This window comes from Micromonospora sp. NPDC050397 (genome assembly GCF_044901685.1).
Classification (GTDB): Bacteria; Actinomycetota; Actinomycetes; order Mycobacteriales; family Micromonosporaceae; genus Micromonospora_G.
This window is the reverse complement of sequence record NZ_JBJDPS010000014.1, coordinates 92,736-106,364: the sequence shown is the minus strand read 5'-3', so window position 1 is coordinate 106,364 and position 13,629 is coordinate 92,736. Positions and strand designations below refer to the sequence as shown.

General features: G+C 71.8%; 7 protein-coding genes. 5 read left to right on the top strand and 2 right to left on the bottom strand.

Features of this window, described 5'->3' with window-relative positions:
• Positions 1-57: 57 nt before the first annotated feature.
• The gene (cobF, locus tag ACI2K4_RS30175; protein ID WP_404516247.1) at positions 58-816 is read right to left on the bottom strand and encodes a precorrin-6A synthase (deacetylating); all 759 of its coding nucleotides are present in this window, start codon (positions 814-816) and stop codon (positions 58-60) included.
• A gap of 210 nt (positions 817-1,026) precedes the next feature.
• Here cobF and ACI2K4_RS30170 point away from each other — a divergent pair, with 210 nt between their 5' ends.
• The 3 genes from ACI2K4_RS30170 to ACI2K4_RS30160 all read left to right on the top strand — a co-directional run bounded on the left by ACI2K4_RS30170 (position 1,027) and on the right by ACI2K4_RS30160 (position 5,077).
• Complete coding sequence (locus ACI2K4_RS30170) at positions 1,027-1,605, top strand: SigE family RNA polymerase sigma factor (protein ID WP_404516246.1); 579 nt, start codon at positions 1,027-1,029, stop codon at positions 1,603-1,605.
• A complete protein-coding gene (locus ACI2K4_RS30165; protein WP_404516245.1) occupies positions 1,602-2,705 on the top strand; it encodes a hypothetical protein in 1,104 nt (367 codons plus the stop codon). Before ACI2K4_RS30170 ends, ACI2K4_RS30165 begins: the two co-directional genes overlap by 4 nt.
• Before the next feature lie 197 nt (positions 2,706-2,902).
• Positions 2,903-5,077, top strand: a complete 2,175-nt coding sequence (locus ACI2K4_RS30160) for an acyltransferase family protein (RefSeq protein WP_404516244.1) — start codon at positions 2,903-2,905, stop codon at positions 5,075-5,077.
• 62 nt (positions 5,078-5,139) lie between these two features.
• Here ACI2K4_RS30160 and ACI2K4_RS30155 read toward each other — a convergent pair whose 3' ends face one another.
• Entirely contained in the window at positions 5,140-6,693 is a 1,554-nt protein-coding gene (locus tag ACI2K4_RS30155) for an acetolactate synthase large subunit (RefSeq protein WP_404516243.1), read from the bottom strand.
• 129 nt (positions 6,694-6,822) lie between these two features.
• On the opposite strand from ACI2K4_RS30155, the gene ACI2K4_RS30150 reads away from it, so the two are divergent.
• Positions 6,823-8,739 (top strand): glycerophosphodiester phosphodiesterase, encoded by a 1,917-nt coding sequence (locus ACI2K4_RS30150; protein WP_404516242.1) that lies wholly within the window; start codon positions 6,823-6,825, stop codon positions 8,737-8,739.
• A gap of 290 nt (positions 8,740-9,029) precedes the next feature.
• Entirely contained in the window at positions 9,030-13,406 is a 4,377-nt protein-coding gene (locus ACI2K4_RS30145; RefSeq protein ID WP_404516241.1) for an ExeM/NucH family extracellular endonuclease, read from the top strand.
• The last annotated feature ends 223 nt before the right edge of the window (positions 13,407-13,629 follow it).

Below are 13,629 nucleotides of genomic sequence, written 5' to 3'. Positions count from 1 at the left end.
GTCAGGGGGATCTCCGGGATTGCCCCGAGTCAATGGTCCGGTGTCCGTGGACACCGGTCAGGGGTTGCGGCGGATGAGGTACGTGTCCATGATCCAGCCCTTGCGTTCGCGCAACTCGTTCCGGGTCCGTTCGATCCGGTCCACCACCTCGCCGAGCCGGCCGGAGATCAGCACCTCGTCCGGCGTACCGAGGTAGGCGCCCCAGTAGATGTCGATCTGTTGGTCCCGGTACGCCTTGGCGGCGAACCGGGCGTCGAGCATCACCACGAGGTCGTCGACGCCCTCCGGCAGCCCGTCGGCCAGCCGTCGTCCCGTGGTCACGTGCACCGCGCCGGCCACCCGGTTGAGGGTCACCCGGTGTCGGGCGGCGAGCGCCTGCACGCTGCTGATGCCCGGGATCACCTGGTATTCCAGCGGCAGTACGCCACGGGCGACGATGGTGTCGAGCACCCGGATCGTGCCGTCGTACAACGACGGGTCGCCCCAGACCAGGAAACCGCCCCGTCCTCCGTCGGCCAGTTCGGCCCGGAGGACCCGTTCGAGCAGTTCGGCGCGGGCGTCGCGCCAGAGTCGTACCGCGTCCGGGTAGTCGGTCGCGGCCCGGTCGCGCGGCGGGTCGGCGACCAGCACCTCGCGGTGCCGTTCGGGGCGGGCGAAGCGTTCGAGGATCTGCCGCCGCGCCTCGGTCAGGTCCGCCGTCGCCGGCCCCTTGTCCAGGACGAAGAAAACGTCCACCGTGTGCAGCGCCTGTACCGCCTGCATCGTGACGTGGTCCGGGTCGCCCGCACCGACACCGATCACCAGCAGCTCACGCACCGCCCGCGCCTCCCGCCCCTCGTCCCGTCGTCCGGGACGGTCGACCCCGACCCTAGGGCCCGCCCGGCGTGGCGGTGACCAGGGGTGCGCCGACCGTGTCCGGGATCGCGTGGGCCCAGGTCGGTGACGGGATCGATGACTCGGGGGAAAGGGGCCGGTCGACAGGCAACATTTCCGGCCCCGGCGGCGTCGTTAGGACGGAGGTGGGCCGTGGACCAGGCTTCCGAGCGGGAGTTCACCGATTTTGTCAACGAACGCGGGGAGGCTCTGCTGCGGGTCGCGTACGCACTCGCGGGTGACCAGTACGCTGCCGAGGACCTCCTACAGGACGCGCTGGCGAAGGCGTACGCCCGGTGGTCCAGGATCCGGGGCGAGGCGGAGCCGTACGTACGCCGGATCCTCTACAACGACCAGATCTCCGGCTGGCGTCGGCGCAGGCGACGCCCCGAGGTGCCGCTCGCGTCCACCCCGGAACCCGCCGCCGGTGGCGACGCCGCAGAGGAGACCGCGCTCCAGTTGATGTTGCGCGACGCGCTGCGGATGCTGCCGCCCCGGCAGCGCGCGGTGCTGGTGCTGCGATATCTGGAGGACATGAGCGTGGAGCAGACCGCCGAGCTGCTCGGTTGCCGGACCGGGACGGTGGCGAGCCAGTCGTCCCGGGCGCTGACCAAGCTGCGTGACCTGGTGCCCGCGTTCGACGACCTGACCACCCGGGACGAGGCGTCGTCCCGGCGGTACGGGAAACCCGCGCACCGGGAGCCCCGGACCCGGTGGGAGCCGGCGCGATGAGCCGCGCGACCGACGAGGCCCTCCGTCGGGCCGTACGCGCACTGGCCGACGAGGCGCGGGGGGTCGACGGTCTGGCGGCGCTCGCGATGGCCCGGGGCCGACGGGTACGGCGTCGTCGCCGCGCGGTCGGCACCGTCGCCGGCGTCGCCGCGTTCCTGGTGCTCGCGGCGCCCTTCGTCTGGCTGCGCCCCGGCTCGGGGCCGGATTACGTCCAGCCGGTCGGCGCCCTGACCGGCGCGCCGTCCGCGCCCGGCGACGAGTGGACCCGGACCCCGTTCCCGCTCTCCGACAGCATGATGATCATTGGCGGGACCAGCACCGGCTCGCCCAGCGTCCACTCCTACGCGTTCGACCGCACCCGCGACGGCTACCCGAGCTTCGCCGAGTACGACGAACTCTGGGCCGCTCCGCGCGGCAACCTCGCCGCGGCGTACGACTACAGCCGCCGGGAGGAGACCGGCCTGGTGGACGTGCCGACCCGGAGGGTCGACTGGGTCCGGACCGGCAACCACCTCCAGCGGCCGCAGTGGTCCCCGGACGGCGGGAGACTGCTGCTCACGGCGACGAACAAGGAGTCGCCGACCGGTCTCACCGCGGTCATCCTCACCGCCGCCGACCACCAGGTGCGCGAGATCCCGGTGGACGGGGAGCGGTACCCGTGCACCGGCCCCTGCCAGTTCACCTGGTCGCCCGACGGTACGGAGATCGTGCTGCCACAGACCGATCCCGGCCAGCCACCCGCCGGATCGGGGCCCGATCCGAGGCGAGGGCTGCAACTCTTCTCCGCCGCCACCGGAGAGCCGACCCGACTGCTCCCGATCAGGGGCGAGGTGACCGGGCCGTACTCGTGGTCGGAGGACGGCGAGTTGGTCGTCGTCCGGGGTGCGCGGGCGCAGCTCACCGATGCCAGGACCGGCCAGGTGGTGCGCGGCCTGCCCGGCGGCGACGCCTTCTGGGTGGCGGGGGACCGGCTGATGTACCCGGACGGCGAGGGCGAGAACGTCGTCCTGGCCGAGATCGACCTGCTCGGCAACGAACTGCGCCGCGTGCCGCTCCCACCGGAGCTGGCCCACCGGGAACTCCTGGTAGGACCCCGCTGAGCAGGACCCCGGCGCACCGGCCGGCGGGGAATGGTCGGCAACCTCGCCGGTACTTGTCCATATTGCGCTAAGCGGGTGCTTTCCGGCATTACCATGCCCTAAAACCCGTCGTACCCGTCATCGACCCGCCTCGGCCGCACCCCTCGGCCGCCGGGTCGCGCCGCCGGCACGGGACGGGGCTGAAGGGGTTGGCGGAGATGACTCAACTGGACAGCCGGCCGGAGCCGAAGACCGACATCCGGGCCGGCTACCGAGGTGACATCGAGGGACTGCGCGCGCTGGCGGTCGTACTCGTGCTGTTGTCGCACGCGGGGCTGGACTTCCTGCCCGGCGGCTTTGTCGGGGTGGACGTCTTTTTCGTCATCTCCGGGTTCCTGATCACCGGGCTGCTGGTGGCGGAGCTGGAGCGGACCGGGACGATCTCGCTGACCGGCTTCTACGCCCGGCGGGCGAAGCGGCTGCTGCCCGCCGCCGGCCTGGTGCTCGGCACCACGCTGGTGCTCACCCTGTTCTTCCTGCCGAAGACCCGCTGGGCCGACACCGGCTGGGACGTGGTGGCGAGCGGGCTCTACGGGATGAACTGGCGACTGGCCGAGCAGGCGGTCGACTACCTGGCGGTCGGCGACGCGCCGAGCATCCTCCAGCACTACTGGTCGCTCGCGGTCGAGGAGCAGTTCTACCTGGTCTGGCCGCTCCTGCTGATCGTGGTCGGCTGGTCCGGCTGGGGTCGGCGCCGGGCCGAGGCGGTCGGCGTCGCCGGGCGTACGGGCGTCAGCCGGCGTGGTTGGCTGCTGGCCGCGCTGGCGCTGATCGCGATCCCGTCGTTCGCCTGGTCGATCCACCTCACCCAGTCCGACCCGGCCCGCGCCTACTTCGTCACCACCACCCGGATGTGGGAGCTGGCGCTCGGCGGTGCACTGGCCCTGCTCAGCCACCGGCTGGCCCGCCTGCCCCGGCCGGTCGCCGCCGCGATCGGCTGGGCCGGACTCGCCGCGATCGCCGCCGCCGCGCTCTGGATCACACCGAGTGCGGCCTTCCCGGGTTACCTCGCCCTGCTGCCGACGCTCGGTGCCGCCGCCGTGATCGCCGCCGGCACCGCCGGCCGTACCGGCCCCGAACTGCTGCTCGGGCTGCGCCCGGTACGCGCGGTCGGTGCCCTTTCCTACTCGCTCTACCTGTGGCACTGGCCGCTGCTGGTGGCGGCGCAGGCCCGGTTCGGCGAGCTGAGCGTGGCGGCCGGGCTCGCCGTCGTGCTCTTCTCCGCGATACCGGCGGCGCTGACCTACCACTACCTGGAGAACCCGGTACGGCGATCGAAGCGGCTGGCCTTCTATCCCGTACGGGCGCTGCGGCTGGGGTTGTTCTTCACCGCCGTACCGGTGCTGGCCGGGCTGTTGTTCCAGTTCACCGTCTGGCCGCCGCCGCGTCAGCTCCCGCCGAGCGCGTTGAGCGCGCCGCTGAACGCCTCACCCGGCGCCGTACCCGGCGTCTCGGCCTCGCCGACCGGTCCGCTCGGGGCGGCGGTGCTCGGGGAGACGCCCCGGAGCAGTCGGGCGGGGGTGCCGGTGGACAGGGTGGACGTGATCGTGCCGGACCCGCTCGCCGCCAAGAACGACCTGCCGGACGTCTACCGGCACGAGTGTTTCTCCGAGGGGACCAAGTCCGACCTGGTCAAGTGCGTCTACGGCGACCGTGAGTCCGATTACACGGTGGCGGTGGCGGGGGACTCGCACGCCGCGAACTGGATTCCGGCGTTGCAGGCGATGGCGGTCGAGCGGAAGTGGCGGCTGGTCACGTACCTCAAGGGGTCCTGTCCGTTCCTGGACCTGGAGGTCTCGGTGATGGACCGTAGGCAGCCGGCGTGCGCCGAGTGGAACAGCAACCTGCGGACGGAGCTGACCGGGTCGGAGAAGCCGGATCTGTTGATCACCAGCAACTCGTCCTACCTCCCGATGCGCGGGGGCACCGTGCTCAGCGGTGCCGAGGCGCAGCGGGCGACGGTCGAGGGGATGCGCCGGACCTGGCGGGCGATGACCGACGCGGGTGTCCGTACGGTGGTGCTGCGCGACACCCCGGCGCTGGACGTACGGGCGGCGGAGTGTGTGTCGGCGAACCGCGCGAAGCTGACCAAGTGCGCGACCTCCCGGGAGGTCGCGGTCTCCTGGAGCGCCGGCCCCGCCCAGGCGGAGGCGGTCAAGGGGCTCTCGCAGGTGAGCCTGGTCGACCTGACCGACGCCATCTGCCCGGCCGACAACTGCGCCCCGGTGATCGGCGGCGTGCTGGTCTACCGGGACAGCAACCACCTGACCGCCACCTACGCCCGCAGCCTCACGCCCCGGCTCGGCGCCGCGATCGACCGAGCGCTCAGCTAGCCAGGCCGGGATCGACCGGGCGCTCAGCCAGCGGGCATCCCCAGGACGCCCGGGGAGACCGGTCAGGCGACCGGAGGGAAGATCGCCTCGATCAGGTGCGGTCCCGGTTCGGCGACCGCCCGGGAGAACTGCTCGGCCAACTCCTCGGCGGTGGTCGCCCGGCTGCCCGGCACCCCGAAGCCCTCGGCGATGCTGACGTAGTCGATGGTCGGGTCACCGAGGTCGAACAGCCGGTCGGAGCGGGCGTCGACCCCGCCGGCCACCAGGTGTCCCCACTCCTCGCGCAGGATGGCGTACGAGCGGTTGGTCAGGATGACGTTGGTGATGTTCAGCTTCTCCCGGGCCTGGGTCCAGAGCGCGGAGATGGTGTAGACCGCGCAGCCGTCGCCCTCCAGCGTGATCACCGGTCGGTCCGGGGCGGCGATCGCGGCGCCGATCGCCATCGGCATGCCCTCGCCCATCGCGCCGCCGAGCTGCACCAGCAGGTCGTGCCGGGGAGCGCCGGCGGTGGCGCCGGCCAGCGCGGGACGGCAGCTCATCGTCTCGTCGACCACGATGGCCCGTTCCGGCAGCAGCGCGCCGATCACCTGGGCCCAGCTCGTCGCGGTGAGCGCTCCGGTGGGGAGCGCCGGGCGGGACGACGTCGACAGTTCGGGTTCGCTGTCCGGGTCGAGCAGGTCGGCCAGCGCGGTCAACGCGCCGACCACGTCCTGGCCGACCTCGGCCAGGATCTGGGTCCTCGCCTCCGGCGGCACCAGGCAGCTCGGCTGCTCCGGGTAGGCAAAGAAGGAGACCGGAGCCTTGCCACCCGCGACGATCACCTGCCGTACCCCGTCGAGCTGGCTCGCCACCTGCTCGGGGTAGGCCGCGAGCTGCTCGAAGGTCGGCACCCCCGCGCCGTGTTCGAGGCGCGGGACGTACTGCTCCAGCATCACCCGGACCCCGGTGCTGGCGGCGATCCGGCCGGCGGCGCGCAGCCCCGGCTCCCGTCCCGCCGGCCCGCCGATGATCAGGACGGCCGGCTCGTCGCCGCGCAGGATCGTGCAGACACGTTGGATCACCGCCGGGTCGACCGGTGGCACGGAGCGGGCGGGCATCGGGTCGGCCACGGTCCCGCCTTCGCCCCAGGAGACGTCCGCCGGCATCACCAGCGTCGCGATCTGGCCGGGTGGTTCGAGGGCCTCGGCGTACGCGGACGCGCCGTCCTGGCCGGCGCCGGTCGGGTTCTCCGGTCGGCGTACGGGACCGCGCAGCGTGCCGGCGACGGCGGCGATGTCCGACTCCAGCGGTGGGTCCTGTGCCTTGTGCCGGGTCGGGTGGTCGCCGACGATGTTGACCAGCGGCGAGTTGGCCCGGCGGGTGTTGTGCAGGTTCGCCATGCCGTGCCCGAGCCCGGGTCCGAGGTGCAGCAGGGTGGCGGCCGGTTTGCCGGCCATCCGGGCGTAACCGTCGGCGGCGCCGGTGACGACCCCCTCGAAAAGGCCGAGTACGGGCCGCACCTGCGGCACCGCGTCGAGTGCCCGGACCAGGTGCAGCTCGGTCGTGCCCGGGTTGGCGAAGCAGACCTCCACACCGGACCCGGCGAGCGTACGCATCAGCGCCTCGGCTCCGTTCATGCCCCGACACTATCGACGGGGTGCCTGGTCGGAGCGGTTTCGTGAGGATCGGTCGCGTACACCGGGCGTTCCGGCGGGGGTCACGTCTGATTGATCATGGATTCGGCTCTGTTCCCTAACATCCCGGCCATGACTGTCCTTCCCGCCTCATCGCCGCTCGACCGCGCCGGGACGGGGCGCGTCGCCGGGCGTACCCGGGCCGCCGCCGTGCTCGCCGCGATCGCCGTCTCCGGGGGTGTCGGCGCCGTGGCCGTCGCCGCCTCGTCGCCCGCGGCGGCCGAACCCGGCAACATCGTCGTGTCGGAGAACTTCTCCTCCGGCTCACTGCCCGCCGGCTGGAACGCGGTCGACGGTGCCTGGAAGGTCGAGAACGGCCGGCTGTACGGAACCTCCGCCAGTTCGAGCGAGAACAACAAGATCACCTTCGGTCGGCACCTGAACGACTTCCGGATCGAGGCGACGATGCGCTTCGAGACCGTCTCCGCCGCCACCCGCTGGGCCTCGCTCGGCCTGGACATTCCGGCCAACGGCGCCACCCCGTGGTGGATCGCCACCATGCGCAGCGGCACCACCGCCGCCAACGGTCTCGAATTCGCCCAGCGGACCACCGCGAACACCTGGGTCGTGCCGAACACCGCCTCCGCCCCGTACGCCGCCGGCACCGGTCGGGACGTCCGGGTCGCCGTCGAGGTGCACGGCAACCAGGCCCGCTGGATCTTCGACGGGCGGGAGGCGATGCGGACCAACAACCTCCAGCGTTCGGCCGACGGCGTCCAGGGGCTCTTTGTCAACGGGGCCACCGTCTCGTACGACGACGTCACCGTCACCGAGCTGCCGCCCAACGGCTACATCCGTCCCGAGGGCAGCCCGTTCACCGTGATCGCGCACCGGGGCGCCTCCGCCGCCGCGCCGGAGAACACCCTGGTCGCCCAGGAGATCGCGCGCAAGGGCGGTGCCGACTGGATCGAGAACGACGTCCAGCCGAGCAAGGACGGTATTCCGTTCATCCTGCACGACGGCACGGTCGACCGGACCACCGACGGCACCGGCAACATCCGCGACCTGACCGCCGAGCAGATCAAGGCGCTCGACGCCGGCTCCTGGTTCGGCCCGCAGTACGTCGGCGAGCGGGTGCCGACCCTCGCCGAACAGCTCGCCGACCTGCGTACCCGTGGTGGCAGCCTGCTCCTGGAGATCAAGGGCAAGCACACCAGGGACGAGGTCGCCACGATCGTCAAGGTGATCCGCGACGAGCAGATGACCAACCGGGTGTTCGTCCAGAGCTTCGAGGTCGACGCCCTGAGGTACACCTACGAGCTGGCCCCCGAGCTGCCGCTCGGCCTGCTCCGCAGCAGCCTCGACGCCGACCCGGTGGCGATCTCGAAGGAACTGCACCTGACCGCGTACAACCCGGACGGCAACGCGCTGCTCGCCAAGCCGGAGGTGGTCGCCCCGCTGCACGCCGCCGGAGTGGCGGTGATGGCGTGGACGATGGACTCGGCCGGTCTGTGGCAGCGGCTGGAGCGGATCGGCACCGACGCGGTCATCACCAACCGCGCCGCCGAACTGGTCGGCTGGAACTCGGCGTTCGTACAGCGGGCCTCCGCCGATCCCACCGTGGAGATCACCTCGCCGGCCGACGGCACCCGGCTGGACCGGGCCCAGTCCCCGGTGATCGCGGTCGCCGCGACCAACGCGGACACCGTCACGGTCACGGTCGACGGCCGCAAGTCGGCCGCCGGGCGCAAGCTCGACCTGGTCAAGCTGACCGCCGGCAGGCACACGGTGCGCACCGAGGTGACCGGCCCCGAGGGTACGGCTACCGCGACCAGCACCTTCACCGTGACGGTGAGCCAGGCCGGACTCGGTTACGTCATCCTGACCTCCGGCGCCGACCCGGCCGCGATCAACACGATGACCGCCAAGCTGGTCGACAACAAGTACGCCGAGCTGGCCAGTTACGTCGACCGGCAGGCCGGCAAGCTGGTCCCGGCCGAGGTCGCCAGCGTCATCGCCGCCGACGCCCGCACGCTCGCCCTGAAGTAGCCACCCGCCGGGCGGCGCCCCGCCGGTAAAACGTCATCCCGAACAGATCATCACATCGTGGAGTCCCCGCCGTCGGAATGCCGACGGCGGGGACTCCCGTTCGTCCGTACCGTCAGGGTTTGTGGGTCGGGGCGTTTTGTCAGCGACGGCCGAAGCACACCCGATAGCCCGTTTCCGCAGGCTGGAGCGCGGAATATTTACACCACCCCGTACACCCGGCAGTTCATGTAACGACACCGTTCCCGCATATGCTCCAGCGCGTCTACCCCCCTTTACGGAGGCTTAGTTTGATGCGCCGGAACAGACGCACGCGCTCACTGAACGCGTTGGGCGTACTCCTCACCACCAGCGCGCTCGGCCTGGCCAGCGGCACCGCCGCAGTGGCCGCCGAACCGACGGCGAACCCGTTCATCAGCGAAATCCACTACGACAACGCCGGCACCGACTCCGGCGAGGCGATCGAGATCGAGGCCCCCGCCGGGTTCGACCTGGCCGGCTGGCAGATCGTCCTCTACAACGGCAACAACGGCGCCGTGTACAACACCCGTACGCTCAGCGGCGCGGTGCCGGCCGCCGGCGTGGTGGTCGCCAGCTACCCGGTCGACGGCGTCCAGAACGGCTCGCCGGACGGGATCGCGCTGGTCGCCCCCGGCGGCACGGTCGCGGAGTACCTCACCTACGAGGGCACCTTCGCCGCCGTCGGCGGCCCGGCCAACGGGCTGACCGGCACCGACATCGGTGTGGCCGAGGGCTCCAGCAGCCCGGTCGGCTCCTCGTTGCAGAAGATCGGCGGCAGCTGGCGGGAGGCGGCTCCGAACACCTTCGGCGTACGCAACACCGGCGGCGACCCGGACCCCGACCCCGATCCCGACCCGGTCGGCTGCGAGGTCGCCGTCACCCACACCATCGCCCAGGTCCAGGGCACCGGTGACGCCACCCCGCTGGCCGGCACCCGGGTCACCGTCGAAGGTGTGGTGACCGGCGACTACCGCACCGGCGGCTACAACGGCGTCACCGTGCAGACCGTCGGCAGCGGCGGCCGCGCCCCGGCCGCCGGGACCGCCTCGGACGGCATCTTCGTCTACCTGACCAGCAACGCCGCCAACCACCCGGCGGTGACCGTCGGTGACCGGGTCCGGGTCAGCGGCACCGCGAGCGAGTTCAACGGGCTCACCCAGGTCAGCATCGGCGCCAAGGCCGACGTGCAGGTCTGCGACCAGGGCGTGGCCCTGCCGGCGCCGGTCACGCTCGGCCTGCCGCTCGACCCGGCCGGGCGTGAGTCGGCCGAGTCGATGCTGGTCACCCCGGTCGGTCCGTACACCGTCTCCGAGGTCTACAACACCAACCGGTACGGCGAGGTCGTGCTCGCCGCCGGTGAGCACGCGGCGGTCATCCCGACCGACCTGGCCCGCCCCGGCACCCCCGAGGCCCAGCAGGTCGCCGCCGCGAACAAGCTCGGCCGGCTGCTGATCGACGACGGCCGGACCACCAACCTCTCCACCGACAACACCCTGCCGCCGTACTTCTCGCCGACCAGCCCGCTGCGCGTGGGTGACCGGGTCGAGGCGTTCGGCCCGACGGTGCTGTCGTACGGCTTCAACGAGTGGCGGCTCCAGCCGACCGCCCCGATCGACGCGGCCACCCCGCCGGCCGGTCGGACCACCTTCGCGTCGACCAACCCGCGTACGGCGGCACCGGAGAACGTCGGCGGGGACATCCGCCTGGCGAGCTTCAACGTGCTCAACTACTTCGTCCACTTCGGTGGCGAGGCGCGCGGCGCGGAGGACGAGGCCGCTCTGCTCAAGCAGGAGGCGAAGATCGTATCGGCGATCAACGCGCTCGGTGCCGACGTGGTGGCGCTGGAGGAGATCGAGAACTCGGTACGGTTCAACACCGCCGACCCGCAGCAGGCGCTCAAGCGGCTCGTCGCCGCCCTGAACACCGCTGCCGGCGCGGGCACCTGGGACTACGTCCGTACCCCGGCGCAGTTGCCGCCCGCGAGCCAGCAGGACTTCATCACCACGGCGATCATCTTCAAGCCGGCGAAGGTCGCCACCTCGGGCGAGTCCCGCTCGGTGAACGACGAGACCGTCTGGTTCAACGCGCGCGAGCCGATCGCGCAGAGCTTCACCTCGGGCGCGGTCACCTTCACCGTGGTCGCCAACCACCTCAAGTCCAAGAGCACCTCGGACGCGGCCACCGGCGACAACGCCGACACCGGCGACGGCCAGGGCGCGTTCAACGGTGACCGGGTCCGCCAGGCGCGGGCGCTGGCCACCTTCGTGGACCAGCTCAAGGCCGACAGTGGCAGCGACGACGTGCTGCTGCTCGGCGACTTCAACGCGTACAGCCACGAGGACCCGGTGCAGGTCCTCTACGACAAGCAGTACGTCGACCTGAACACCACCGGCGAGGCGAGCTACGTCTTCGGTGGCGAGTCCGGCTCGCTGGACCACGCCATCGCCTCACCGTCGCTGGCGGCCAGGGTCACCGGGGTCGACGTGTGGCAGATCAACTCGCACGAGTCGTTTGCCTTCCAGTACGACGGACACCCGGCGTTCTTCGCGCCGAACCCGTACCGGGCCAGCGACCACAACCCGATCGTGGTCGGCCTGCGTACCACCGCCACGCCGGTGAACCTCCAGTTGTTGAACATCAACGACTTCCACGGTCGGCTGGAGTCCCCGGCCACCGTGAACGGGCAGCCGGTCGGCGGCGCGGCGCAGCTCGCCGGGCTGGTGAACCGGCTCCGGGCGGAGAACCCGAACACCGCGTTTGTCTCCGCCGGGGACAACATCGGCGCCTCGACCTTCGTCTCGGCGATCGACGGGGACAACCCGACGATCGACGCGCTGAACGCGATGGGCGTCGCCGCCTCGGCGGTCGGCAACCACGAGTTCGACAAGGGCTTCGCGGACCTGACCGGCCGGGTGACCGACCGGGCCGACTTCCCGCTGCTCGGCGCCAACGTCTACCGGGGCGACGAGCGGGTGCTGCCGGCGTACTCGGTCAGCACCGTCGGCGGGGTCAAGGTCGGCTTCGTCGGTGTGGTCACCGAACAGACCGCGAACCTGGTCAGCCCGGACGGCATCGCCGGCCTGACCTTCCGGGACGCGGTCGCGGAGGCGAACAAGGTCGCCGGTGAGCTGAAGGACGGCAACCCGGCCAACGGCGAGGCCGACGTGGTGGTGCTCCTCGCGCACGAGGGCGCGGCCACCGAGAACATCGACTCCGCCGCCGAACTGGCGAACGACCCGGTCTTCGGCAAGTACACCCGGGCGAACGCCACGATCGACGCCATCCTCAGCGGCCACACCCACCAGCCGTACGCCTTCGAGGTCCCGGTCCCGGGCACCGACAAGCTGCGTCCGGTGGTGCAGGCCGAGGACTACGGCCAGAAGCTGGGCAAGGTCACCCTGACCTTCGACCCGGCCACGAAGTCGGTCACCGCCGCCGACGCGGCGCTGCTCGACGTGGTCGGCGCCCCGGAGGACCCGGCCGTGGCGGCGATCGTCGCCACCGCCAAGGCGAACGCCGCCGAGCTGGGCAAGCGCGAACTCGGCAAGATCACCGCCGACGTCAGGCGCGGTTACACCAACGGCCAGGAGAACCGGGGCATCGAGTCGGTGCTCGGCAACTTCGTCGCCGACGTGCAGTTGGCCGGGACCGAGGCGCCCGGCCGGGGCGGGGCGCAGATCGCGTTCATGAACCCGGGTGGACTCCGCGCCGACCTGCTCTACCGCACCGACGGCACGGTCACCTACTCCGACGCCTTCTCGGTGCAGCCGTTCTCGAACGACGTGGTGACCAAGAGCTACACCGGTGCCGAGATCAAGCAGGTGCTGGAGCAGCAGTGGCAGCCGGCGGGCGCCTCCCGGCCGGTGCTCTGGCTGGGTGCCTCCAAGGGCTTCAGCTACACGTACCTGCCGGACGCCGCCCAGGGTTCGCGGATCACGTCGATGAAGCTCAACGGCGTGGCGATCAACCCGACCGCGACGTACCGGGTCACGGTGAACTCGTTCCTCGCCGCCGGCGGGGACAACTTCACCACGCTCGGCGGCGGCACCAACCCGGCCACCACCGGTGACAACGACCTGACCATGCTGATCGACTACCTCGGCCGGAACTCGCCGGTGACCGCGGACCCGCGGCCGCGTTCGGCGGTCGGCCAGCCCGGCCCGCAGTGCACCACGACGATCACCGGCCGCTGGAGCAAGCCGCTGACCGTCGCCTCGGGCCTGACCTGCCTGGAGAACGCCACGGTCTCCGGGCCGGTCACGGTCGCCCCCGGCGCGTCCCTGATCAGCACCGGAAGCACGATCTCCGGTCCGGTCACGGCCACCCGTCCGGTGCTGTTCACCCTGACCCGGACCACGGTCTCGGGCCCGGTGACGGTGACCGGTGCGACCGGTGCGGTGCTGGTGGAGTCCGGCCGGATCAGCGGCCCGGTCTCGGCCACCAACAACACCGGCGGGGTACGCCTCGACACGCTCACCGTCGCCGGCCCGGTCAGCCTGACCGGCAACTCCGGCAGCCAGCCGGTGCTGGTGGCGGCGAACACGGTCAACGGCCCGCTCTCCTGCTCGGGCAACACGCCCGCGCCCGGCAACGACAACCGGCCGAACACCGTACGCGGTCCGGCCGCCGGACAGTGCGCCCGGCTCTGAGCCTGACGTACTGAAGCGGTAGCTCGTCCCCGGTCCGGGGCCGCCCTCGCGGGGGCGGTCCCGGGCCGCTTCCGTTTCCGCGCCGGGTGCGCGTGGGGTTCCGCGTCCCCGACGACGCCGCCGGCACCGGCCCGTCCCGGGTCGGGTGGCGAATCCCGATTCGGGATCGCCGGCCGGAAATCGGGGGAGGATCTATGCGGGTCCGGTGTCCCGGGCCCCGAGA